Raw genomic sequence first — 21,995 nt, forward strand, 5'->3', positions numbered from 1 at the left:
GTGCCGCAAAGAGCCTTGCGCCGCCGTAACCGCCCTGTAACACGGCACTCCAAGCGCCGCCTCCCGGATGGCGACGATCCTCCGCCGGCCTTTCAGTGTCCCGCGGTGCCGTTTGCCGAAAGGAAGAGATCATGGCGCAAACCGACATGCCGCTGGCCGAGCTTCTGATTCATCTCGAAAAGCTGGCCCAGCAATCGCTCGGCCTTTGGGACATGCCGCCGAATGCCCGTGCCCGCCTCATCAATGTCTCGGAGAACGCGACCTATCTCGTCGAAGCCGATGGCGGCTGGAAGGCGGTCCTGCGCATTCACCGCGAGGCCTATCACACCCGCCGCGCCATCGAGTGCGAGCTGGCCTGGATCGCGGCGCTGAAAGCGTCGCGCGCCGTCGTCACGCCCGAAAGCCGCGCGGGCAAGGACGGCGAGGTGATCCAGGTGGGCCGGATCGACTCGCTGGAGAAGCCGCGCTTCATGGTGCTCTTCGAATTCGTCGAAGGCACGCAGCCCGACGAGGCGGGCGATCTGGAAGGCCCGTTCGAGGAGCTGGGCGAGATCGCGGCGCGCACGCATGAACACTCGAAGTCCTGGCGGCGCCCCGAGAATTTCGAGCGTCTGGTCTGGAACGTCGAGACGATCTACGGCGCGCGCACCAACTGGGGCGACTGGCGCGATGCGCCGGGTGTCACGCCGGAAATCGCGGCGGTGCTCGAGCGTGTCGAGGCGCGGGTGCGCGCGCGGCTCGAAGCCTTCGGAGCGGGTCCGGATCGCTATGGGCTGATCCACGCGGATATGCGGCTGGCCAATCTTCTCAGGGACGAAAACGGCACGCGGCTCATCGACTTCGACGATTGCGGCTTCGGCTGGTTTCTCTACGATTTCGCCGCCGGCATCAGCTTCATGGAGGACGACCCGCGCATTCCGGCGCTCAAGGCCGCATGGGTGCGAGGCTACGAGAAGGTGCGCAGGCTGAGCGCCGCCGAGAAGGCCGAGATCGACACGTTCGTGATGCTGCGGCGCATGGCGCTTCTGGCGTGGATTGGCAGCCATATCGAGGCGCCCGAGCCGCAGGCCCTCGCCCCCGATTTCGCCCGCGTCTCGGCCGAGCTCGGCGAGGCTTGGCTGGGCGCGCGATAGCGATGCCGCGTCACTCCGGCTCGAGCGCCAGAACGAAGCGGACGACCTTCTCCTCGGGCATCTCGCAGGGTTTCAGCCGCGCGCCCGATGCGAGGCGGTAGAGGTTGAGGCTGATGTAATCCGGCCCGCCGAGTTCTTTGGCCACCAGCTTCTGCGCGGCGCCGCCCGCAAGATCGCTCCGCGTGACGAGATAGCGCCGCCCGCTGGCGCGCCCATGGAAACTGCCGAGCGGCAGCGCATCGAACGCCGACAGAAAGTCCTTCACTTCTGCCCGATGCGCGGCTCGGTCCCCGCGCGCATCCGCGCGATGTTGGCGCGGTGCCGCCAGACGATCAGCGACGCGACCAGAACGCCCAGCACCAGAAGCGATCCCTCGCCGAGAAGCAGCATCCAGACCGGCGCGCTGAGCGCGGCCACCAGCGCCGAAAGCGAGGAGATGCGCAGAAGCGCCGCTGTGGCGAGCCATGTCGCGCAGGCCAGAAGCCCGACCGGCCATGCGAGCGCGAGCATGAGGCCGAGGAAGGTCGCCACGCCCTTGCCGCCGCGAAAGCCGAGCCAGACCGGAAAGCAATGACCGAGGAACGCGGCGAGGCCCGCGATCTGCGCCGCATCCTCGCCCGCGAGGCCGCGCGCCAGAAGCACCGCCACCACGCCTTTGAGACCGTCCAGAAGCAGCGTCAGCGCCGCCGCCGTCTTGGACCCGGTGCGCAGGACATTCGTCGCCCCGATATTGCCCGACCCGATCTCGCGCAGGTTTCCAAGACCCATGACGCGCGCGAGGATCATCCCCGACGGAATGGAGCCGAGCAGATAGCCGATCGCCGCCCAAAGAAGCAGCAGCGCGGCGGAGGTCTCGATCATCGGCATCTATTCGGCCTCGTATACTGCGGCGCCGCCGACATAGGTGGCCAGAACGCGGCCCTGCATGCGGGCGCCGTCAAAGGGCGTGTTCTTGGATTTCGAGCGCAGCGCGAAGCGGTCGAGCACGAAGGGCTTATGCGCGTCGAAAAGCACGAGATCGGCCGGCGCGCCCACGGCGAGCCGCCCCGATTGCAGCCCGAGCCGCTTGGCCGGGTTGAGCGCCAGCGCACGGAAGAGCACTGGCAACTCGAGCTCGCCCGAATGATAGAGCCGCAGCGCTGCCGGAAGGAGCGTTTCGAGCGCGACGGCGCCCGACGCGGCCTCCTCGAAGGGCAGACGCTTCGATTCTTCGTCCTGCGGCGTGTGCATCGAGCTGATCGTGTCGATCAGGCCCGTGCGCACGGCTTCGATGATCGACTGGCGGTCCTCCTCGCTGCGCAGCGGAGGCTTCACCTTGAAGAAGGTGCGATAGCCCGACACGTCGAGCTCGTTGAGCGTGAGATGGTGGATCGACGTGCCCGCCGTGATGTCGAGCCCGTTGCGCTTGGCGCGCTCGAGTGCGGGCAGGGCGCGGGCGGTGGTGATCTGGTCCGCGTGATAGCGTGCGCCGGTCATCTCCAGAAGCGCGATATCGCGGTCGAGGCCCATCCGCTCGGCCATCGGGCTGACCGCTGGAAGGCCGTAGAGAGAGGCGAACTTGCCCGAGGTGGCGGCGGCGCCCGCCGAAAGGCCCGGATCCTGCGGATGCGCGATGACGAGCGCGCCGAGCCCGCGCGCATAGGTCAGCGCGCGCGCGAACACCTTGGTGTCCCGCACGACATGATCGCAATCGGTGAAGGCGACGGCGCCCGCATCCATGAGAAACCCGATCTCGGTCATCTCACGCCCCTCGCGCCCCTTGGTCAGAGCGGCCATGGGCAGGACATTGACCGGCGCGGCCTCGTTCGCGCGGCGGCGCGTGAACTCGAGAACCTCGGGGCTGTCGATCGCGGGCAGCGTGTCGGGGCGCGTCGCCATCGTGGTCACGCCCCCGGCGGCAGCGGCAAGGCCCGCCGAGCGGAAGGATTCCTTGTGCCGCTCGCCCGGCTCGCAGACCTTGGCGCCGATATCGACGATGCCGGGCGCCAGATGCTTGCCGTTCGCGTCGATCACGCGCGCGGCGCGCGGCATGTCCGCCTCGGCGCCCTCGGGCGTGATGCGGCAGATGCGCCCCTCCTCGATCAAGAGGCTGCCGCGTGTGACGGTGCCTGCTTCGGGGTCGATCAGCTGGGCGTTGGTGATGAGCGTGGCTGTCATGCGCAAGAGACTCCGGCGGCCACCGCGATGCGCGTCTGCACGCGCTGGCGGTCGGCAAGGTATTTCAGAAGATGCTTGTCGCCGGCGCGCGTGACCACCTGCACCGCCGAGCCGAAGCCGCGCACGGCGCTTATCTCGGCCAGCGCGATATCGGTCGGACCGGGGCCGAGAAGGCGCGCGTCGGTCAGGCGCCACTCGAAGGTGAGCGCCTCGCTCGACAAATAGAAGGCCCTGAGCGCGATGGCGGCCAATCCGCCGACCGCGCCCGTCCAGACATGCGGATTGCCGAGCGCGGCGAGCGCCGCCATGCCCGCCGCCATCGCCGCCGCCGCCATCAGCGCATGGTCGCGCCAATAGGTGGCGCGGTCGGCGCGAAAGACGTTGCGCACGCGCTCGCCCTCATCGAGGGGCACGGGCGCATTGTCCGGGCGCAGGACCGGATCGCTCATGCCGCGATCCAGACCATCAGTGCGACGAGAAGGGCCAGCACGAGAAGCACGATCGTGGCGACGCGGCCCGACATCGCGGCATCCGACGGCGCCTTGCGCGCGGGCGGCGCGTCGGGCGCGGCCTCGGGCACGCGCGCGGAGGCATCGGGAAGCGCGCCGAACGTGACCGGATCCTGCGGCTCGAAGAAGGTGCCGACGAGGCTCAGCGGGGCGCGGGGGCGCAGCGTCTGCGCGGTGCCCTGAAAGGCGCGCGAGGTCACCACCATCAGCACGCCCTCCTGCGCCGCGAGGCGCGCGCGCATCGGCTCGATCTGGTCGTCGGGGATCGCATGCCCCTCGGCGAGATATCCCGCAAGGCCGACCCCCGCGAGATCGGCGGCGTCGAACACCTCGACATGCGCCGGATCGAGCGCCTCGGCCCCCAGAGCCTCGCGCAGGGGCCAGCTGCCATTGCGGGCGGTGAAACCGCCGATCCTGTCCGCCGGGATATCGACGGAAAAGACGCGCACCACGCCGGTCTCGGTCGCCTTGATCTCGATCCTGTCGCTCATACCATCACCGTTTTCGGGGCCGCGCGCGCCCTGAGGTTGCGCGCCAGAAGATCCATCGCCGCCATGCGCACTGCGACGCCCATCTCGACCTGTTCGTGAATGACGCTGCGGCGGATATCATCGGCCAGCTCGCCGTCGATCTCGACACCGCGATTCATCGGGCCGGGATGCATCACGATGGCGTCGGGCGCCGCATGCGCCAGCTTTTCGGCGTCGAGCCCGTAGCGGTGGTAATACTCGCGCTCGGAGGGAATGAAGCCGCCATCCATGCGCTCGCGCTGAAGCCGCAGCATCATCACGACATCGACCCCCTCGAGGCCCTTCTTCATGTCGTCATAGACCTCGACACCGAATTCGCCGATGCCCGCGGGCATGAGGGTCGGCGGGCCGATGAGGCGGATGCGGTTTTCCATCTTGCCCAAGAGGATGATGTTCGAGCGCGCGACGCGGCTATGGGCGATGTCTCCGCAAATGGCGATGTTGAGGCGATGCAGCCTCCCCTTGGCGCGCCGGATCGTCAGCGCATCCAGAAGCGCCTGCGTCGGATGCTCGTGCCGCCCGTCGCCCGCGTTCAGCACCGCGCAATTCACCTTCTGCGCCAGCAGGTCCACCGCGCCGGAATGCGGGTGGCGCACCACCAGAAGATCAGGATGCATCGCGTTCAGCGTCATGGCCGTGTCGATCAGCGTCTCGCCCTTCTTGATGGAGCTCGCCTGCATCGCCATCGACATGACATCCGCCCCGAGCCGTTTGCCCGCCAGCTCGAAACTGGCCTGCGTGCGGGTGGAATTCTCGAAGAACATGTTGATCTGCGTGAGCCCGGCCAGCGCATCGCCATGCTTGGCGCCGCTGCGGCCCTGCTCGGCATAGGTATCGGCGAGGTCCAGCACGGCGCGGATATCGTGGGGGGCGAGGGGCTCGATCCCCAGAAGGTGGCTGTGGGCGAAGGTCACCGGCATCTCCTCGTCGGGCAGTCCGCGGGGTTATCGCATGGCGGGCGGCGGCGTTCAATCGGCAAGCCGGCGCGCGCGGCGCCGCCGGGAGAATGAGTATTTTCGCCAAGATGAAGCAGGGACGCTTTCGCAGGCGCGGCGGGCGGAGTAGCGTGGCGGCATGGATTCGGCATTGGATTTTCACGGGCTGCGCGCGCTTCTGCAATGGCAGGTCGAGCTGGGCGTCGACGAGGCGATCGGCGACGTGCCCGTGAACCGCTACGATCTGGAGGAGGCGGCGCCCAAGGCGCCGCAAGCGCGCGCCGCGCCGGCGCAGCCGCGTGCCGCGCAGGTGGCGCCGCCGCAGGCGGGGGCGAGCGACGCTGAGGCCGTGGAGGCCGCGCGCCGCGCCGCAGGCGGGGCGCAGGATCTGGACGCGCTGCGCGCCGCGCTCGCCGCCTTCGAGCATTGCGAGCTCAAGCGCGGCGCGCGCAACCTCGTCTTCTCGGATGGCGTGCGCGGCGCGCGCGTCATGGTCATCGGCGAGGCGCCGGGCCGCGACGAGGACCGCGAGGGCCGCCCTTTCGTGGGGCAGGCGGGCCGCATGCTCGACCGGATGCTGGCCGCGATCGGGCTGAGCCGCGAGGAGAACGTCTACATCACCAATGTGGTGCCCTGGCGCCCGCCGCAGAATGCCGACCCGAAGCCCGCCGAGATCGAGATGATGCGCCCTTTCGTCGAGCGTCACGTCGCTCTGGCCGCGCCCGAGATCGTGATCGTCATGGGCAATATCAGCAGCGATTGCGCGCTGCAGAAACGCGGGATCACCAAGCTGCGCGGCGAGTGGCACGAGGCGTGGGGGCGGCCGGTGCTGCCGATGACGCATCCGGCCTATCTTCTGCGCACGCCGAGCGCCAAGCGCGCCGCCTGGGCCGATCTGCTGGCGGTGCAAGCGCGACTCAGGGGGATGCAATCGTGATCGATCCGTGGCTCTTGCTGGCCTTTCTGCCCGCCGCGCTCGCGCTCAACCTGACGCCGGGGGCGGACATGATGTTCTGCTTCGGCCAGGGCCTGCGCGCCGGGCCGCATCCCGCGATGGCGGCGAGCGCGGGCATCGCCCTCGGCTCGCTCTGTCACGCGGCGGCGGCGGCGCTGGGCGTGAGCGCGCTCGTCGCGGCGGCGCCCTGGCTCTTCGACGTGATCCGCTGGCTCGGTGTCGGATATCTTCTGTGGCTGGCGCTGGGGGCGCTGCGCACCGGCCCGCTCGAGGCGCGGGGCCGCCCGATGAGCCCCGCGCGGGCCTTCCGGGAGGGGCTGGTCGTCAATCTCACCAATCCCAAGGTGATCCTCTTCGTGCTGGCCTTCCTGCCCCAATTCGCCGATCCCTCGCGTGCGCTGCTGCCGCAATTTCTGGTGATGGGAATCATGCTCGGTATCGGCGGGCTGATCGTGAACGGCGCCGTCGGCGTCTTCGCTGGCGGGCTGGGCCGGCGCCTCGCCCGCGCGCCGCGCCTCGCACGCGGGATGGGCATCGCCACCGCCGCGATCTTCGCCGCGCTCGCCGCGCGGCTCGCCATTCTGGAAAGGTCCTGATCCATGAGCCGTATCGACGAGAGCCGCGAGTTCATCCCCGTGCGCATCGCCATTCTCACCGTCAGCGACACCCGCGAGGCGGGCGACGACCGCTCGGGCGACACGCTCGTCCAGCGGCTCGAGGCGGCGGGCCATGTTCTGGCCGCTCGCACGATCGTGAAGGACGAGCGCGCGGCCATCGCCGCGCAGCTGCGCGCGTGGTGCGAGGATGCGGGGATCGACGCGATCATCTCGACCGGGGGCACGGGCCTGACGGGCCGCGACGTGACCGTCGAGGCGCATCGCGACGTCTACGAGAAGGAGATCGACGCCTTCGGCACCGTCTTCACCCATGTCAGCATGGCCAAGATCGGCACCAGCGCCGTCCAGAGCCGCGCGACGGCGGGCGTGGCGCTGGGCACCTATCTCTTCGCGCTGCCCGGAAGCCCCGGCGCCTGCAAGGATGCGTGGGACGAGATCCTGGCGCTCCAGCTCGATTACCGCCACCGGCCCTGCAACTTCGTCGAGATCATGCCGCGCCTCGACGAGCATCGCCGGCGCAAGTAGCGCGCTTGGTATCCGGGTGCCGCGCCTTATATGTAAAGGCGTCGCGCCAGCTCGAAGGACCGCCCCGCCATGCATTTCCTGCGCCGCAGCCTGACCGGCCTGATCCTGATGTCGCTGACATTGGGTATGCTCGCCTATGCGGCCCATCTGCTGAGCGCCTCGGTGCAGGCGCGCATGGAGCGCAGCCCCGGCCCCGGCGCGCGCGAGGAGCGCGAATTCGCCGTCAAGGTGGTGCAGGCGACGCCGCAGACCATCGCGCCGACGCTGACCGCCTATGGCGAGGTTCAGAGCCGCCGCGCGCTCGAATTGCGGGCCAAGGCGGCGGGCACGGTGATCGAGCTCGCCGAGGCTTTCGAGGAAGGCGGGCAGGTCGCGGCGGGGCAGGTGCTGGTGCGCATCGATCCTGCCGATGCCCGCACGCTGCGAGACCGCGCCGAGAGCGATCTGATGGACGCGCGCGCCGAGGCGCGCGAGGCCGGGCGCGCGCTGGAATTGGCCGAGGATGAATTGGCCGCCGCGCGCGATCAGGCCGCGCTTCAGGAGCGCGCGCTCGAGCGGCAGCGCGGTCTCGAGGAGCGCGGCGTTGGCACCTCCGCCGCTGTCGAGACGGCCGAGCTGGCCGCCGCCGCCGCGCGCGGCAGCGTGCTCACGCGCCGGCAGGCCGTGCTGGGCGCCGAGGCGCGCATCGATCAGGCCGAGACGGCGACCGCGCGCGCCGAGCTTGCGCTGGCCGAGGCAGAGCGGCGGCTGGAGGACACCACGCTCACCGCCGCCTTCTCGGGCGCGCTGTCGGAGATCATGGTCGACGAGGGCGCGCTCGTGAGCAACGGCGAACAGCTTGCCACCCTCATCGACCAGAACGCGCTCGAGGTCGCCTTCCGCGTCTCGACGGGCCAGTTCGCGCGGCTGCTGGACGAGGAGGGCCGCCTGCGCGAGGCGCCCGTGACCGCCGTTCTCGAGGCATCGGGTGCGCGTCTCACGGCGCCCGGTATCGTCACCCGCGCAAGCGCCGCCGTGGGCGAGGGACAGACGGGGCGCCTCGTCTTTGCGCGGCTCGAGGCGGCGCAGGGTCTCAAGCCCGGCGATTTCGTCACCGTCGAAGTGGCCGAGCCGCCGCTGGCGAATGTCGTGCGCCTGCCGGCCGGGGCGCTCGGCCCCGATGGGGCGGTGCTGGCGCTGGGCGAGGACGGGCGGCTTCAGCCCATCGCGGTCACGCTGCTGCGCCGGCAGGGCGACCATGTGCTCGTGCGCGCCGCCGAGGGCGCGCCCGATCTTGCCGGGCGCCGCGTCGTCACGCAGCGCAGCCCGCTTCTGGGCGCCGGGATCAAGGTGCGTCCCCTCGGCGAGGCGGCGGAGGCCGAGAGCCCCGAGAGCGCCGAGACGGTCGAGCTGAGCGAGGAGCGCCGTGCGCGCCTCATCGCGTTCGTCGAGGGCAGCCGTGACATGCCCGACGCGGTGCGCACCCGTCTTCTGGATCAGCTTGCGCAGGCGCGTGTTCCCGTCAGCGTCGTCGCGCGGCTCGAAACGCGGATGGGCGGCTAGGCCGTGGCGGGCCGCGTCACCGAAGGGCCGGGCGGCATCCTGTCGTGGTTCACGCGCCATCCCACGGCGGCGAACCTCTTGCTGGTGGTCATGGTCGTGCTGGGCCTCGCCGCCGTGCCGAACATGCGCGCGCAGTTCTTTCCCGATGTCGTGATCCAGAGCGTGACCGTCTCGGTCGAATGGGACGGGGCGGGCGCCGAGGATATCGACGCCGCCATCGTTCAGGTGCTCGAGCCCGACCTCTTGGCCATCGAGGGCGTCGAGAGGACGAGCGGCGCCAGCCGCGAGAATTTCGGCACCATCAATGTCGAGTTCCAGCCCGGCTGGGACATGTCGCGCGCCGCGACCGATGTGCAGGCCGCCGTGGATGCGGTGACGACCCTGCCCGACGCCGCCGAGGAGCCCGAGGTGCGGCGCGGCAGCTGGTCCGACCGGGTGACGGACGTGGTCATCACCGGCCCCGTGAGCGCCGATCAGCTCGCGCTCTATGCCGACGAGCTTGTCACGCGCCTTTTCGCCGAAGGCGTGACGCGCACGACGCTGCGCGGCGTGGCCGCGCCGCAGATCCTCGTCGAGGTGCCGGCGCTCCAGCTGATCGAGCACGACATCACGCTGACCGAGATCGCCGCGATCATCTCCGCGGAGGTCGATGCCGATCCCGCCGGCGATGTGGAAGGCGCCGATACGCGCGTGCGCACCGGCAGCGAAAAGCGCGATCCCGAGCAGATCGCCGCCATCACCCTGCGCGGCGACATGGGCGACACGCGCCTGACCGTGGGCGACGTGGCCGAAGTCAGCATTTTGGGCGCCGCGCGCGAGCGCTCGTATTTCGTCGGCGGCGATCCGGCCATCTCGCTGCGCGTCGATCGCTCCGAAGGGGGCGATGCGCTCGCCATTCAGGAGACGGTCGAGACCGTCGCCGCCGAGATGGCCACGACCCTGCCCGAGGGAGTCGGCATCGATCTCATCCGCACCCGGTCCGAGCAGATTTCGGGGCGCCTCAGCACGCTTCTGGACAATGCGGCGACGGGGCTTGCGCTCGTCGTGGCGCTCTTGTTCCTTTTTCTCAACGCGCGCACGGCCTTCTGGGTGGCGGCGGGCATTCCCGTGGCGCTGCTCGCTGCCGTGGCGCTGATGTTCGCGGCGGGGATCACGATCAACATGATCTCGCTTTTCGCGCTCATCATCACGCTCGGCATCGTCGTCGATGACGCCATCGTGGTGGGCGAGCATGCCGATGCGCGCGCGCGCGCCCTGGGCGAAGCGCCGGTCGTCGCCGCCGAGAACGCGGCGCGGCGCATGGCCATGCCGGTCTTTTCCGCGACCGCCACCACCATCATCGCCTTCGGCGGGCTCATCACCATCGCGGGCAGTTTCGGCGATCTGATCGCCGACATCCCGTTCACCGTGATCGTGGTTCTGGCTGCCTCGCTCGTCGAGTGCTTCCTGATCCTGCCCCATCACATGAGCCACGCGCTCGCCGCCTCCGGCGCGCGGCACTGGTACGACGCGCCCTCGCGCGTCGTCAATCGCGGCTTCGAATGGGCGCGCGAGCGGGTGTTCCGCCCCGCGATGGCAGTCGTGATCCGCGCGCGCTATCCGGTGCTTGCCGGGGTCGTGCTGATCCTTGCGAGCCAGGCCGCGCTTTTCGTGCGGGGCGACGTGACCTGGCGCTTTTTCAACGCGCCCGAGCAAGGCAGCGTCACCGGGAATTTCGCCATGGCGCCCGGCGCGACGCGCGAGGACTCGATGGAGATGCTGCGCGAGATGCAGCGCGCGACCGAGGAGCTTGCCGCCGAATACGAGGCCGAATACGGGCAAAGCCCGCTCGACTACGTGATCGCCGAAATCGGCGGCAATGCAGGGCGGGGGCTGTCGGGCACCGGCACCAAGGAGCCGGACCAGCTCGGCGGTATCTCGATCGAGTTGATCGAAGCCGATCTGCGCCCCTACAGCAGTTTCGAATTCGCCGCCGATCTCGAGGCGCGGATCGAGCGGCATCCGCTGGCCGAGACGATCAGCTTTCGCGGCTGGCGCAGCGGGCCGGGGGGCGACGCGCTCGACGTGCAGTTCTCGGGCGCGGAGGCGGCGACGCTCAAGGCCGCGTCGGAGCGTCTCAAGGAATCGCTCTCGACCTTCCCCGAGGTAAGCGGTCTCGAGGACGATCTGCCCTACGACAAGCAGGAGCTGGTGCTCGACCTCACCCCGCAGGGCGCTGCGCTCGGCTTCGGCATCGAAGATCTGAGCCGCGAGCTGCGCGCGCGTCTCAACGGGATCGAGGCGGCGACATTCCCGGTCGGGCCGCGCAGCGCCGAGATCCGGGTCGAGCTGCCCGAGGGCAGCCTGACCGCCGATTTCCTCGAGCAGACGCAGCTTCGCACGCCGGGAGGCGCCTATGTGCCGCTCTCCGAGATCGTCTCGGCCGCAACGCGCGACGGCTTTTCCACCGTGCAGCGCGAGAACGGCGTGCGCATCGTGAGCGTCACGGGCGACATCGCGCAGGAGGACGCAGCCCGCGCGGCTGAAATCCGCACGCTCTTGGAAGACGATATCCTGCCGCGCATCGCCGCCGAATTTCAGGTCGATTGGGACATGTCGGGCCTCGCCGAGCAGGAGAGCGATTTTCTGAACGACGCGCTTCTGGGCCTCATGCTGACGCTGATCGGCATCTATCTCGTGCTGTCGCTGGTCTTCGGGAGCTGGACGCGGCCGATGGTCGTCATGGCAATCATTCCCTTCGGCCTCGTCGGCACGATCTACGGCCATCACGCATGGGATGTGCCGCTCAGCATGTTCACCGTCGTGGGCCTTCTCGGCATGACCGGCATCATCATCAACGACTCGATCGTGCTGGTGACCACGATCGACGAGCATGCGCGCACGCGCGGCCTCATCCCGTCGATCATCGACGGCGCGGCGGACCGGCTGCGGCCCGTGATGCTGACGACACTGACGACGGTTCTGGGCCTCACCCCGCTTCTGTTCGAGCGCAGCCAGCAGGCGCAGTTCCTCAAGCCCACGGTCATAACGTTGGTTTATGGTCTCGGCTTTGGAATGTTGCTCGTGCTCCTTGTGGTGCCAGCGCTCATAGCGGTGCAGCATGATGTGGGGCGGCAGATGGCGGCGCTGCGGCGCGGGATGCGGTTCCGCGCGGCGCGGGTGCGGGGCGCGATGCTGGGCGGTGCGGCGCTTCTGCTGGCGTGGTTCGGCGCCACGCTCGGCTGGGCGATCTGGCAGGGCGATTTGCCTGCGCCGCTCGCCGCGCTGATGCCTTTGGAGGGTGTGCCGGGCGCGCTCGTGCTGTTCGCGGCGGGGGCGATGGCGCTCGTTTTCGCGCTCTACGCGGCCCTTGCGACCGCGCAGGCGCTGCGCCGCCGCGTCTGAGCGCTTAGCCCGCCGGGCAGCCCTTGATATCGACCGCGCTGCCCTCGCCGATCACCGTGAGGCGCAGGCCCGAGCGGTCGAGCGCGAAGGCGCGCCCCTCGACATGGGCAAGCTGCGTCTCGGCGATGAGCGTGCCGCCCTGCCGGGCCAGACGCGGCGGCGCGATCCAGATATTGGGGTCCGCCGCTTCGATCACCAGCGTCTCGGCGCCACCCACGGGCGGCAGCGCGATCTCGGCGCGCAGCGCGAGGCGCCCCTGCTTGCCGGGCGCGATGGTGCAGGCGACGCGCCCCACCCCCGCCTCCGCCGCGCCCATCGGGCGGTCGGCGAGCGCGGCGATGATGCGCGGATCGCGCTTCGATGCGCCGCTGGGCAAGTCGGCGGCAAGATCGAGCGTCAGGGGGATGCAGACATCGCGGCAGACCCCCAGCTCGACCGAGCCGTCGAGCGCGACGTCGCCCCCCGCCTGCGGCAGCACTCGCAAAGGCAGGATGAGCGTGCCGTGATAGCCGATGGCCATCATGCCGCCCTGGTCGATCCGCTCGGGCGTGGGCCATTCGATCTCGACGCCGGCAAGGTTCTGCGAGCCACGCCAATCGAAACGGGGCGGAATGCCGATATCGCCGGGCGCGCGCCAATAGGTCTTCCATCCGGGCGCCAGCCGCAGCTCGAGCGCGGCCATGTGCGTGCCGTCCTCCGCGCGCCAGCCGGGCAGAAGGCGGGCGGCGTTCACGGCCTCCAGCGCCTGGGCGGTGGCGGGCAGCGGGGCTATGAGGCCGAGCGCGAGCGCGGCGAGATGCGGGATCAGCTTTTTCATCCCTCTCCTTTGCGCCATCGCACGCGCCCTGCCAACTCACAATCGGGTCAACGCACGCGGCCCCCTTGTAATGATCCGGGCGAGCCGCCATCCTGATTGCATGATCGGAACAGGCGACACGCGCGAGACACACCAGCCTTCGGCGCTGGACGATATGGACCTGACGGGCCGCATGCTCATCGCGATGCCGGGCATGTCCGATCCGCGATTCGAGCAATCGCTCGTCTTCATCTGCGCTCATTCGCATGAGGGCGCGATGGGCCTCGTCGTCAACAAGATGGCGGACGATCTGAAGCTCGCGGACCTGCTCGAGCAGCTCGATATCGAGGCGACACCCGGCGCGCGGCGGCTGCCCGTCCATTTCGGCGGCCCGGTCGAGACGGGGCGCGGCTTCGTGCTGCACGATGCGGGCTATGCCTCCTCGATCTCGACGCTGAAGGTGAGCGACGGATTCTCGATGACCGCGACGCTCGACATTCTCGAGGACATGGCTTCGGGGGCAGGGCCGGACGCGGCGCTGATCGCGCTCGGCTATGCCGGCTGGGGGCCGGGCCAGCTCGAAGGGGAGATCGGCCAGAACGGCTGGCTGATCTGCGACGCGGACGCCAAGCTGGTCTTCGGCACACGCCCCGAGGCGAAATGGGCCGATGCGCTCGGGCGGCTCGGGATCAGCCCGCTGACCCTCTCCGCCGAGAGCGGCACCGCCTGAGCGCGCCGCGCCGCGATCCTCCTTGCGGCGGGAGGGGCGCGCGTGGCAAGACGATGCGGCATATCCCCCAAAGCGAGACGCGCGCGATGCCCCTTCAAGATGTCAAAGCCTGGCTCGAGGCGCGGCCCGAGATGGACTCGATCTTCGCCTGCGTGTGCGATCTGAACGGCGCGATGCGCGGCAAGCGGGTGCCGGTCGATCATGTGGACAAGGTTGTCGAAGGCGGGCTGCGCATGCCGCTCTCGATCGTCGGCATGGATATCTGGGGCGAGGATATCGAGAAGAGCGAGCTCGTCTTCGAGACGGGCGATGCGGACGGGCTGTGCGAATTCATCGGTCGCCCGCTCATCCCGATCAGCTGGACCACCCGGCCCACCGCCCTCGCCATGCTGATGATGCGCGAGGAGAGCGGCGCGCCCTTCGACGGCGATCCGCGTCAGGCGCTGGCGCGCATCGCGCGCAAATTCAAGGCGCATGGGCTGACGCCCGTCGTGGCGACCGAGCTCGAATTCTATATCTGCGATCCCTCGGGCGACCGCCCGCAGGCCCCGCGCTCGCCCGTCACGGGCAAGCGGCTCGATTCGGACGGGGCCATGTCGCTCGACGAATTGCAGCATTTCGACGACTTCCTGAACGATGTCTACGACACTTGCGAATTGCAGGGCATTCCCGCCGATGCGGCGATCTCCGAGAACGGCGCGGGCCAGTTCGAGATCAACATGATGCATGTCGCCGACCCGCTGCGCGCCGCCGACGATGCCGTGCTCTTCAAGCGTCTGGTGCGCGGCATCGCGCGCAAGCACGGCTTTGCCGCGACCTTCATGGCCAAGCCCTATGGCAACCTCTCGGGCAGCGGCTTTCACGTGCATTTCTCGCTGGTGGACGAAAACGGCGTGAACGTCTTCGACAGTGGCGATGAGCATGGCTCGCCGCTGATGCTGAACGCCGTCGCCGGTCTGATGGCGACGATGCAGGAGAACACGCTCACCTTCGCGCCCCACGAGAATTCCTACCGCCGCCTGATGCCGGGCGCCCATGCCCCGACCGCCGTGGCCTGGGGCTACGAGAACCGCACCGCCGCGATTCGCATTCCGGGCGGCAGCCCCAAGGCGCGCCGGATCGAGCACCGCGTCGCGGGCGCGGACGCCAACCCCTATCTCGTGCTGGCCAGCATTCTGGGCGGCGCGCTTCTGGGGATCGAGAACGAGATGACGCCCGAGCCGCCGATCACCGGCGATGCCTATTCGATGAAGCTCGACACGCTGCCGCTCGACTGGGCGACGGCGATCTATGCGTTTCGCAAGGGGCCGCATGTGCCGGGCATCTTCTCGAAACGCCTGCAAACCATGCTGGTCGAGTGCAAGACGCAGGAGCTGCGCACGTTCGCGCGGCATGTCACGGACCTCGAATATCACAGCTATCTCGAGATCGTCTGAGAGGCGCGACGCGCGACAGATGAGCGTCTTTCGGCGCGCAATATTTTCTGACTAAAAAAGTCAGATTGACATGCCTGATAAAATAACTCAGAAATTGAAGGTGAGCCAGCCACTCCGGCACGCGCCGCGCGGCGCATATCGGGGGAGCCGATGACAGTCACCACTTCAGGACGCGCATCATGCAACTCCAGCCCGCCGCCGCCCCTTCGCCGGCCCGTCCCGACCTCGCCGCATCCCGCCCCGAGAGGGCGGAGCTCGTGCAGCGCTGGTGCGACGGGTGCGGCCTCGAGGGCTCGTCGCTCGAATGGATGCTGGACCGCACGCGCACACCTCGCGAGGCCCGGACATGACCCTTCAGCCCAAGACGATCCAGATCGACCCCACCGCCGCAAGCCTGCCCACCTATGACGTTCGGCACCTCGTGCTGGGCGGCGACCAGGCGCAGATCGTGCTGGAGGACAAGGTCTATACCCTGCGCATCACCCGCGCGGGCAAGCTGATCCTGACCAAGTAATTCCGGGGGCCGCGGCCCCCGTTCACCAACGCACACCACCGACAAGGACCCTTCATGCTTCGCATCATCCTCGGCTCGACTGCGCTGACAGCCGCGCTCGCACTTCCCGCCGCCGCCGCAAGCCGCGCGGACGTGCTCCGGACCTATGCCGATATCGCCCAGGCGGGATACGAGGACAGCGCGGCGCTCGCCGGTGCGCTGGGCGAGAAGGTGGATGCGCTGATCGCCGCCCCTTCCGCCGAGGCGCTCGGCGCGGCGCGGGCGGCATGGATCGCGGCGCGCGTGCCCTATCAGCAGACCGAGGTCTTCCGCTTCGGCAACCCGATCGTCGACGATTGGGAGGGCAAGGTGAATGCCTGGCCGCTGGACGAAGGGCTCATCGACTATGTCGATGCCTCCTATGGCGGCGCCTCGGACGAGAATGGGCTGAAGGCGCTCAATGTCGTCGCGCATGAGAGTTTCGATCTGTCGGGCCGGACGGTGGACGCGCGCCGCATCACGCCGGAGTTTCTTTCCGAGACGCTCCACGAGGCGGGCGGCAGCGAGGCCAATGTCGCCACGGGCTATCACGCGATCGAGTTTCTTCTCTGGGGGCAGGACCTGAACGGCACCGATGCGGGCGCGGGCGACCGGCCCTGGACGGACTATGCCGCGGGCGACGCCTGCACCGGCGGCAATTGCGAGCGGCGCGGCGAATACCTCGCGGCGGCGAGCGATCTGCTGATCTCGGATCTCGAGTTCATGGCCGCGCAATGGGCCGAAGACGGCGCCGCGCGCGAGGCCGTGCTGGGCGACGAGGCCGCGGGCATCGCCGCGATGCTGACCGGCATGGGCAGCCTCAGCTATGGCGAGCAGGCGGGCGAGCGGATGCGCCTCGGTCTCATGCTCAACGACCCCGAGGAGGAGCATGATTGCTTTTCCGACAACACCCATAACAGCCACTACTATGACGGGCTGGGCATCCAGAACGTCTATAGCGGCCAATATGTGCGCGTCGACGGCTCGATGGTCGAAGGCCCGTCGCTGGCCGATCTGACCGCCGAGGTCGATCCCGCGCTCGACGCCGAGATGCGCGCGAAGCTCGCCACGACCATGCGCGCGCTGGGCCGCATCAAGCTCGCCGCCGAGGCGGGCATGGCCTATGACCGGATGCTCGCGCGCGGCAACGACGCGGGCGAGGCGCTTATCATGGGCGGTGTGGACGGGCTGATCGACCAGACCCGCACCATCGAGCGCATCACCGCCGCGCTCGACCTCGAGGGGATCACCTTCGAGGGCTCGGACAGCCTCGACGATCCCGAGGCGGTGTTTCAGTAGACAAGGGATGAAGCCGGAGGACCGAACATGATCGTCTGTCATTGCCAGCATATCACCGACCGCGACATCGACGCCGCCATCGACTGGATGCGTGCTTCGGATCCTTCAGCGCTCATCACGCCGGGCAAGGTCTATCGCGCCTTGGGAAAATCCGCCGATTGCGGTGGATGTATGCCCCTCTTCCTGTCTACCATGCGTCGGAACGACAACCTCGAGATCCCCATGCAGCTGCGCAATCTGAGGGCGCTGCCAACACAGGAGAGACCCCATGCAAGGCGACAAGAAAGTCATTGAATATCTCAACGCGGCGCTGCGCTCCGAGTTGACCGCGGTCAGCCAGTACTGGCTGCATTTCCGCCTTCAGGAGGATTGGGGTCTCGGCCACATGGCCAAGAAGAGCCGCGAGGAATCCATCGAGGAGATGCATCACGCCGACAAGCTGATCGCGCGCATCCTCTTTCTCGGCGGTCATCCCAACCTGCAAAAGCTCGATGCGCTGCGGATCGGGCAGACGCCCAAGGAAACGCTCGAATGCGATCTCGCCGCCGAGCATGACGCCCGCACGCTCTACATGGAAGCGCGCAAGCATTGCGAATCCGTGGGCGACTTCGTGTCGAAGAACATCTTCGAGGAATTGCTGACCGACGAGGAAGGGCATATCGACTTTCTCGAGACCCAGCTCGATCTGCTCGCGAAAGTGGGCGAGGAAAAATATGCTCAGCTCAATGCAACGAGGATGGACGAGGCGGAGTAAGCTCTCCGCTTTCGCCATCGTCATCGGCGCGGCCCTCTCCACCGCCGCGCTGGCCGGACCGCTCGACGAGCCGCACCTGCCCATCATCCCCCGCACCGAGGCCGAAGCCGCGCGCGTCGCGGACGCCGTGCGCGCGCCCGAGGATTTCTCGGCGCCCGAGCGGTTCGAGACGCTGCCCGCGGGCGCGGCGACCGTGCGCGTGCGCAACTCGGCCGATGCGTTCTCGGACCCGTCGAACAATATCGGCTTCGACGGCGAGCTGAAATTCAAGGTCGGCAACGGGCTCTTCCGCAAGCTCTGGGTCTCGTCGCCCTCATCGGCGCTCGCCTCCGACGGGCTTGGGCCGCTCTTCAACGCGCGCTCCTGCCAGAGCTGCCACATCAAGGACGGACGCGGCCATCCGCCCGAGCCGGGGGACGAGAACGCGATCTCGCTTTTCCTGCGCGTGTCGATCCCGGACGAGGCCGCGGCCATTGGCGGGATCGCGGAATACCTCGGCACTGCCCCGGATCCGACCTACGGCACGCAGCTTCAGGATTTCGCGCTGCCGGGGATCCCTGCCGAATACCGGCTCGAGGTGGACTATGTGGAGATTCCCGTCGCCCTGTCGGGCGGCGAGACGGCGAGCCTGCGCGCACCCACCTACCGGGCCGAAGATCTGGGCTACGGCCCGCTTCATCCGCAGGCGATGCTGAGCCCGCGCATCGCGCCGCAGATGATCGGCCTCGGTCTTCTGGAGGCGATTCCGGCGGCGGATATCCTCGCGCTCGCCGATCCTGACGACGCCGATGGCGACGGCATTTCGGGGCGCGCCAATATCGTGTGGTCCGCCGAATACGACATGCCCATGCTGGGACGCTTCGGGCTCAAGGCCGGCTCGCCCACGGTGCGCGAGCAGAGCGCAGGTGCCTTCGCGGGCGATATCGGTATCTCGAACCCGATCTTCGCGGACCCTTTCGGCGAATGCACCACCATCCAGGACGCCTGCCGCACCGCACCCCATGGCGATGGCGACGAGCGCGTGCACGAAGTGGACGGGGTCGGCCTCGATCTCGTGACCTTCTACAGCCGCAATCTCGGCGTTCCGGCCCGGCGGGACGTGGACGCGCCCGAGGTTCTGCGCGGCAAGCAGGTCTTTCACGACACGGGCTGCGCCTCCTGCCATACGCCGAAATTCGTCACGCACCGGCTCGACGATCAGCCCGCGCAGAGCTTTCAGCTCATCTGGCCGCATACCGACATGCTGCTGCACGACATGGGCGAGGGGCTGGCCGATCACCGCCCCGAGGCGCGGGCGAACGGGCGCGAATGGCGCACGCCGCCGCTCTGGGGCATCGGCCTGACCGAGCGGGTCAGCGGGCATACCTATTTTCTCCATGACGGCCGCGCACGCTCGCTCCTGGAAGCGGTGCTTTGGCATGGCGGCGAGGCGCAGGCCGCGCGCGATACCGTCGCCGAAATGCCGCCCGAGGACCGCGCCGCCCTCGTCAGCTATCTGGAGAGCCTTTGACATGCGCCACCTGATCGCCGCCGTCATCGCGCTGACCCTGCCGCTCGCGGCCACGGCCCAGGGGACGGGGGACATCGCCCGCGATGCGGTGGAGCGCCACGTCCTGCCGCGTTTCGAGGCGCTGGACGCCGCCTCCACCGCGCTTGCCGGCGTCGCCGCCGAGCATTGCGCGCCGGACGCACCCGCGCTGCGCGAGGCTTATCAAAGCGCGTTCGACGCGTGGATATCGGCCAGTCATCTGCGCTTCGGCCCCACCGAGGCCGAGGACCGCGCCTTCGCGCTCGCCTTCTGGCCCGACACGCGCGGCCTGACGCCGCGCAGCCTGCGCACGCTCATCACCGAGGCCGATCCGGTGATCGACAGCGCCGAGAGCTTCGCCGATGTCTCGATCGCCGCGCGCGGCTTCTATGCGCTCGAGATGGTGCTTTTCGATCCCGAGATCGCCGCGCTGGGCGACGAAGCCTATCGCTGCGCGCTGACGGAGGTCATGACCGAGGATATCGCGGCGCTGTCGCGCGCGATCCTGACGGACTGGCAGGAGGGTTATGCCTCCGCGCTCACCGATCCGGGCGAGGGCGGCCCGTACCGAACCGAGGCGGAGCCGCTTCAGGAGCTTTTCAAGGCGCTCACCTACGGTCTCGAGTTCACGTCCGACAGCCGGCTGGGCCGCCCGCTCGGCACGTTCGATGCGCCGCAGCCCGCGCGGGCCGAGGCCTGGCGCTCCGGCCGCTCGCTGCGCCATGTGCGCCTGTCGCTCGCCTCGCTCGCCGATCTGGGCGCCATCCTCGCGCAGCGCGATCCCGCGCTTCGGGCCCGCCTCGCCGCCGCGTTCGGCGCGGCGCTCGAGTCCGCCGAGGCGCTGGACGATCCGGTATTCGCGGGCGTGACGGACCCGCAGGCGCGGCTGCGCGTCGAGTCGCTGCAAGCCGCGATCGAGCGGGCGCGGGACATCGTGCGCGACGAGCTCGGGCCGGAGCTGGGCGTCGCGCCGGGCTTCAACGCGCTCGACGGGGATTGACCGCATGACCGGACGCCGCGGGTTCCTGGCCGGGATGCTGGCGACGGGCCTCGCTCCGGCGGCGAGCTGGGCCGATGCGGGGGCGCCGCGCTGGCTCTCGGCGGCCGGCCTGCCGGATGGCGGCTTCGTCCTCTGCGGGATCGGCGCCGCGATGGATCTCAGGTTTCGCATCGCGCTCCCGGCGCGGGGTCATGCCGCCGCCGCCCATCCCGAACGCCCCGAGGCCGTGGCCTTCGCCCGCCGCCCCGGCACCTTCGCCATCGTGATCGACTGCGCCGCGGGCCGCCGCAAGGCCGAGCTGGCCGCGCCCGAGGGGCGGCATTTCTACGGACATGGCGCCTTCTCGCTCGATGGGCGCTGGCTCTACACAACCGAGAACGATTACGAGGCGGCGCGCGGCGTCATCGGCGTCTGGGACGCGGATCGCGGATACGCGCGCGTGGCCGAATTCGACAGCGGCGGCACCGGCCCGCACGACATCCGGCGCCTTCCGGGGAGCGATACGCTCGTCGTCGCGAATGGCGGGATCGAAACGCATCCCGACGCAGGCCGCGCCAAGCTGAACATCCCGGTGATGCGCCCCAATCTGAGCTATCTCGAGGAGGGCGCCGTCACCGAGACGGTGAGCCTCGCGCCGGATCTGCACAAGGGCTCCATCCGGCATCTCGCCGTGTCGCATGGCGGCGATGTGGCTTTCGGGCTGCAATGGCAGGGGGGCGAGGACGGGCCGGCGCTTCTGGGTCTGCACCGGCGCGGCGAGGCCGTCCGGCTAGCCGAGACGCCCGAAGGCGCGCTGCGCGCGATGCAGGGCTATGTCGGCAGCGTCGCCTTCGCGGCGGGACAGCGCGAGATCGCCATCACCTCGCCGCGCGGCGGGCAGGTGCAGATCTACGACATGCGAACGGCCGGCTTTCTGCGCAGCGAAGCGGTGGCGGATGCCTGCGGGGTCGCGCCCTGCCCGGGCGGCCTCATCATAGCTTCCGGCACGGGCGATTTGCGCCGCATCGGGCGCATGCCGGACCGTGCTGCGCATCCCGGCCTCATGTGGGACAATCACCTCGTCGCGCTCTAGGCGCGCATCCTGGCCTTCTGGTGCCGCTCATGAAGCGCGCGCATATCCTCGAGAAGCTCCGTCACCGGCCCGTAGGCGCGCACGCCAGGCGCGACGGGCGCGATGCCCAGCTGCGTGACGGGGCCGGGAGGGCGGCCGAATTCCTCGGTCCATTGGGCAAGCTGCTGCGCGGAATGAATGAAGACCACGGGGCCAAGCCCGACCCAGCCATGCGCGGCGGCGCACATCGGACAATGCTCGCCCGAGGTATACATCGTAGCGGTCCGCCGATCCTCGGCGTTCAGGTTCTGCGCCGCCCATCTGGCCAGCTCGATTTCGGGATGCTGTGTCGGGTCTCCGGTCACGGCGCGGTTGCGCGCCTCTTGCAGGACGGTGCCGTCCGCCGCCACGAGCACCGAGCCGAAGGGCGCATCGCCCGCCTCGAGCGCCTCGGCGGCGAGCACGATGCAGCGCAGAAGATGATCGTTGGGAGTAGGCACGTCGAAGGACCCCGGAAAGCAACAACGGATAAAACGCCGCCGGATGCGGAATGGTTCCGCGGGATCGTCGAAATTTCGTGAA

The 21,995-nt window shown here is 69.1% G+C and carries 24 protein-coding genes; 16 read left to right on the top strand and 8 right to left on the bottom strand.

The window, feature by feature from the left end:
- Positions 1-131: 131 nt before the first annotated feature.
- Positions 132-1,133 carry a phosphotransferase enzyme family protein gene (locus ACGRVM_RS13400; protein WP_377172388.1) on the top strand — a complete coding sequence of 334 codons (1,002 nt, stop codon included), beginning with the start codon at positions 132-134 and terminating at the stop codon, positions 1,131-1,133.
- 10 nt (positions 1,134-1,143) lie between these two features.
- Here ACGRVM_RS13400 and ACGRVM_RS13405 read toward each other — a convergent pair whose 3' ends face one another.
- The 6 genes from ACGRVM_RS13405 to ACGRVM_RS13430 are packed head-to-tail and all read right to left on the bottom strand — an operon-like array spanning position 1,144 to position 5,243.
- Complete coding sequence (locus ACGRVM_RS13405; RefSeq protein WP_377172389.1) at positions 1,144-1,398, bottom strand: hypothetical protein; 255 nt, start codon at positions 1,396-1,398, stop codon at positions 1,144-1,146.
- Positions 1,395-2,000: a glycerol-3-phosphate 1-O-acyltransferase PlsY gene (plsY, locus tag ACGRVM_RS13410; RefSeq protein WP_377172390.1), complete on the bottom strand. Its 606-nt coding sequence runs from the start codon at positions 1,998-2,000 to the stop codon at positions 1,395-1,397. The genes ACGRVM_RS13405 and plsY overlap by 4 nt, the downstream gene beginning before the upstream one ends.
- Entirely contained in the window at positions 2,001-3,290 is a 1,290-nt protein-coding gene (gene pyrC, locus ACGRVM_RS13415) for a dihydroorotase (protein ID WP_377172391.1), read from the bottom strand. It abuts the gene before it with no gap.
- The gene (locus ACGRVM_RS13420) at positions 3,287-3,739 is read right to left on the bottom strand and encodes a hypothetical protein (protein WP_377172392.1); all 453 of its coding nucleotides are present in this window, start codon (positions 3,737-3,739) and stop codon (positions 3,287-3,289) included. Before ACGRVM_RS13420 ends, pyrC begins: the two co-directional genes overlap by 4 nt.
- The gene (locus ACGRVM_RS13425; RefSeq protein WP_377172393.1) at positions 3,736-4,290 is read right to left on the bottom strand and encodes an FHA domain-containing protein; all 555 of its coding nucleotides are present in this window, start codon (positions 4,288-4,290) and stop codon (positions 3,736-3,738) included. Before ACGRVM_RS13425 ends, ACGRVM_RS13420 begins: the two co-directional genes overlap by 4 nt.
- Positions 4,287-5,243: an aspartate carbamoyltransferase catalytic subunit gene (locus ACGRVM_RS13430; RefSeq protein ID WP_377172394.1), complete on the bottom strand. Its 957-nt coding sequence runs from the start codon at positions 5,241-5,243 to the stop codon at positions 4,287-4,289. The genes ACGRVM_RS13425 and ACGRVM_RS13430 overlap by 4 nt, the downstream gene beginning before the upstream one ends.
- Before the next feature lie 160 nt (positions 5,244-5,403).
- Here ACGRVM_RS13430 and ACGRVM_RS13435 point away from each other — a divergent pair, with 160 nt between their 5' ends.
- The 5 genes from ACGRVM_RS13435 (at position 5,404) to ACGRVM_RS13455 (ending at position 12,287) form a co-directional block, all read left to right on the top strand.
- The gene (locus tag ACGRVM_RS13435; RefSeq protein ID WP_377172395.1) at positions 5,404-6,201 is read left to right on the top strand and encodes a uracil-DNA glycosylase; all 798 of its coding nucleotides are present in this window, start codon (positions 5,404-5,406) and stop codon (positions 6,199-6,201) included.
- Entirely contained in the window at positions 6,198-6,815 is a 618-nt protein-coding gene (locus tag ACGRVM_RS13440; protein ID WP_377172396.1) for a LysE family translocator, read from the top strand. Before ACGRVM_RS13435 ends, ACGRVM_RS13440 begins: the two co-directional genes overlap by 4 nt.
- A gap of 3 nt (positions 6,816-6,818) precedes the next feature.
- Entirely contained in the window at positions 6,819-7,361 is a 543-nt protein-coding gene (moaB, locus tag ACGRVM_RS13445) for a molybdenum cofactor biosynthesis protein B (protein WP_377172397.1), read from the top strand.
- 69 nt (positions 7,362-7,430) lie between these two features.
- On the top strand, positions 7,431-8,903 hold the full coding sequence (locus tag ACGRVM_RS13450; protein WP_377172398.1) for an efflux RND transporter periplasmic adaptor subunit: 1,473 nt from the start codon (positions 7,431-7,433) through the stop codon (positions 8,901-8,903).
- Positions 8,904-8,906: 3 nt separating this feature from the next.
- Positions 8,907-12,287, top strand: coding sequence for an efflux RND transporter permease subunit (locus ACGRVM_RS13455; protein WP_377172399.1), 3,381 nt, complete (start codon positions 8,907-8,909; stop codon positions 12,285-12,287).
- Positions 12,288-12,291: 4 nt separating this feature from the next.
- On the opposite strand, the gene ACGRVM_RS13460 is transcribed toward ACGRVM_RS13455, so the two are convergent.
- Positions 12,292-13,104, bottom strand: coding sequence for a protein-disulfide reductase DsbD domain-containing protein (locus ACGRVM_RS13460; protein ID WP_377172400.1), 813 nt, complete (start codon positions 13,102-13,104; stop codon positions 12,292-12,294).
- A gap of 100 nt (positions 13,105-13,204) precedes the next feature.
- Here ACGRVM_RS13460 and ACGRVM_RS13465 point away from each other — a divergent pair, with 100 nt between their 5' ends.
- The 10 genes from ACGRVM_RS13465 to ACGRVM_RS13510 all read left to right on the top strand — a co-directional run bounded on the left by ACGRVM_RS13465 (position 13,205) and on the right by ACGRVM_RS13510 (position 21,434).
- On the top strand, positions 13,205-13,813 hold the full coding sequence (locus ACGRVM_RS13465) for a YqgE/AlgH family protein (protein WP_377172401.1): 609 nt from the start codon (positions 13,205-13,207) through the stop codon (positions 13,811-13,813).
- Between the two features lie 86 nt (positions 13,814-13,899).
- Positions 13,900-15,249, top strand: a complete 1,350-nt coding sequence (locus ACGRVM_RS13470; RefSeq protein ID WP_377172402.1) for a glutamine synthetase family protein — start codon at positions 13,900-13,902, stop codon at positions 15,247-15,249.
- 179 nt (positions 15,250-15,428) lie between these two features.
- Positions 15,429-15,599 carry a hypothetical protein gene (locus tag ACGRVM_RS13475; RefSeq protein ID WP_394624061.1) on the top strand — a complete coding sequence of 57 codons (171 nt, stop codon included), beginning with the start codon at positions 15,429-15,431 and terminating at the stop codon, positions 15,597-15,599.
- Positions 15,596-15,763 (top strand): hemin uptake protein HemP, encoded by a 168-nt coding sequence (gene hemP / locus ACGRVM_RS13480; protein WP_377172403.1) that lies wholly within the window; start codon positions 15,596-15,598, stop codon positions 15,761-15,763. Before ACGRVM_RS13475 ends, hemP begins: the two co-directional genes overlap by 4 nt.
- A gap of 54 nt (positions 15,764-15,817) precedes the next feature.
- Entirely contained in the window at positions 15,818-17,080 is a 1,263-nt protein-coding gene (locus ACGRVM_RS13485) for an imelysin family protein (RefSeq protein ID WP_377172404.1), read from the top strand.
- A gap of 27 nt (positions 17,081-17,107) precedes the next feature.
- A complete protein-coding gene (locus ACGRVM_RS13490; RefSeq protein WP_377172405.1) occupies positions 17,108-17,374 on the top strand; it encodes a (2Fe-2S)-binding protein in 267 nt (88 codons plus the stop codon).
- Positions 17,349-17,834 carry a bacterioferritin gene (bfr, locus tag ACGRVM_RS13495; RefSeq protein ID WP_377172406.1) on the top strand — a complete coding sequence of 162 codons (486 nt, stop codon included), beginning with the start codon at positions 17,349-17,351 and terminating at the stop codon, positions 17,832-17,834. Before ACGRVM_RS13490 ends, bfr begins: the two co-directional genes overlap by 26 nt.
- Positions 17,806-19,344: a di-heme oxidoreductase family protein gene (locus tag ACGRVM_RS13500; RefSeq protein ID WP_377172407.1), complete on the top strand. Its 1,539-nt coding sequence runs from the start codon at positions 17,806-17,808 to the stop codon at positions 19,342-19,344. The genes bfr and ACGRVM_RS13500 overlap by 29 nt, the downstream gene beginning before the upstream one ends.
- A gap of 1 nt (position 19,345) precedes the next feature.
- A complete protein-coding gene (locus ACGRVM_RS13505; RefSeq protein WP_377172408.1) occupies positions 19,346-20,362 on the top strand; it encodes an imelysin family protein in 1,017 nt (338 codons plus the stop codon).
- Positions 20,363-20,366: 4 nt separating this feature from the next.
- Positions 20,367-21,434 carry a DUF1513 domain-containing protein gene (locus tag ACGRVM_RS13510; RefSeq protein ID WP_377172409.1) on the top strand — a complete coding sequence of 356 codons (1,068 nt, stop codon included), beginning with the start codon at positions 20,367-20,369 and terminating at the stop codon, positions 21,432-21,434.
- On the opposite strand, the gene ACGRVM_RS13515 is transcribed toward ACGRVM_RS13510, so the two are convergent.
- Entirely contained in the window at positions 21,431-21,913 is a 483-nt protein-coding gene (locus tag ACGRVM_RS13515; RefSeq protein ID WP_377172410.1) for a nucleoside deaminase, read from the bottom strand. The genes ACGRVM_RS13510 and ACGRVM_RS13515 overlap by 4 nt on opposite strands.
- Between the last annotated feature and the right edge of the window lie 82 nt (positions 21,914-21,995).

Source organism: Roseovarius aquimarinus (assembly GCF_043661195.1).
GTDB lineage: Bacteria > Pseudomonadota > Alphaproteobacteria > Rhodobacterales > Rhodobacteraceae > Roseovarius > Roseovarius aquimarinus.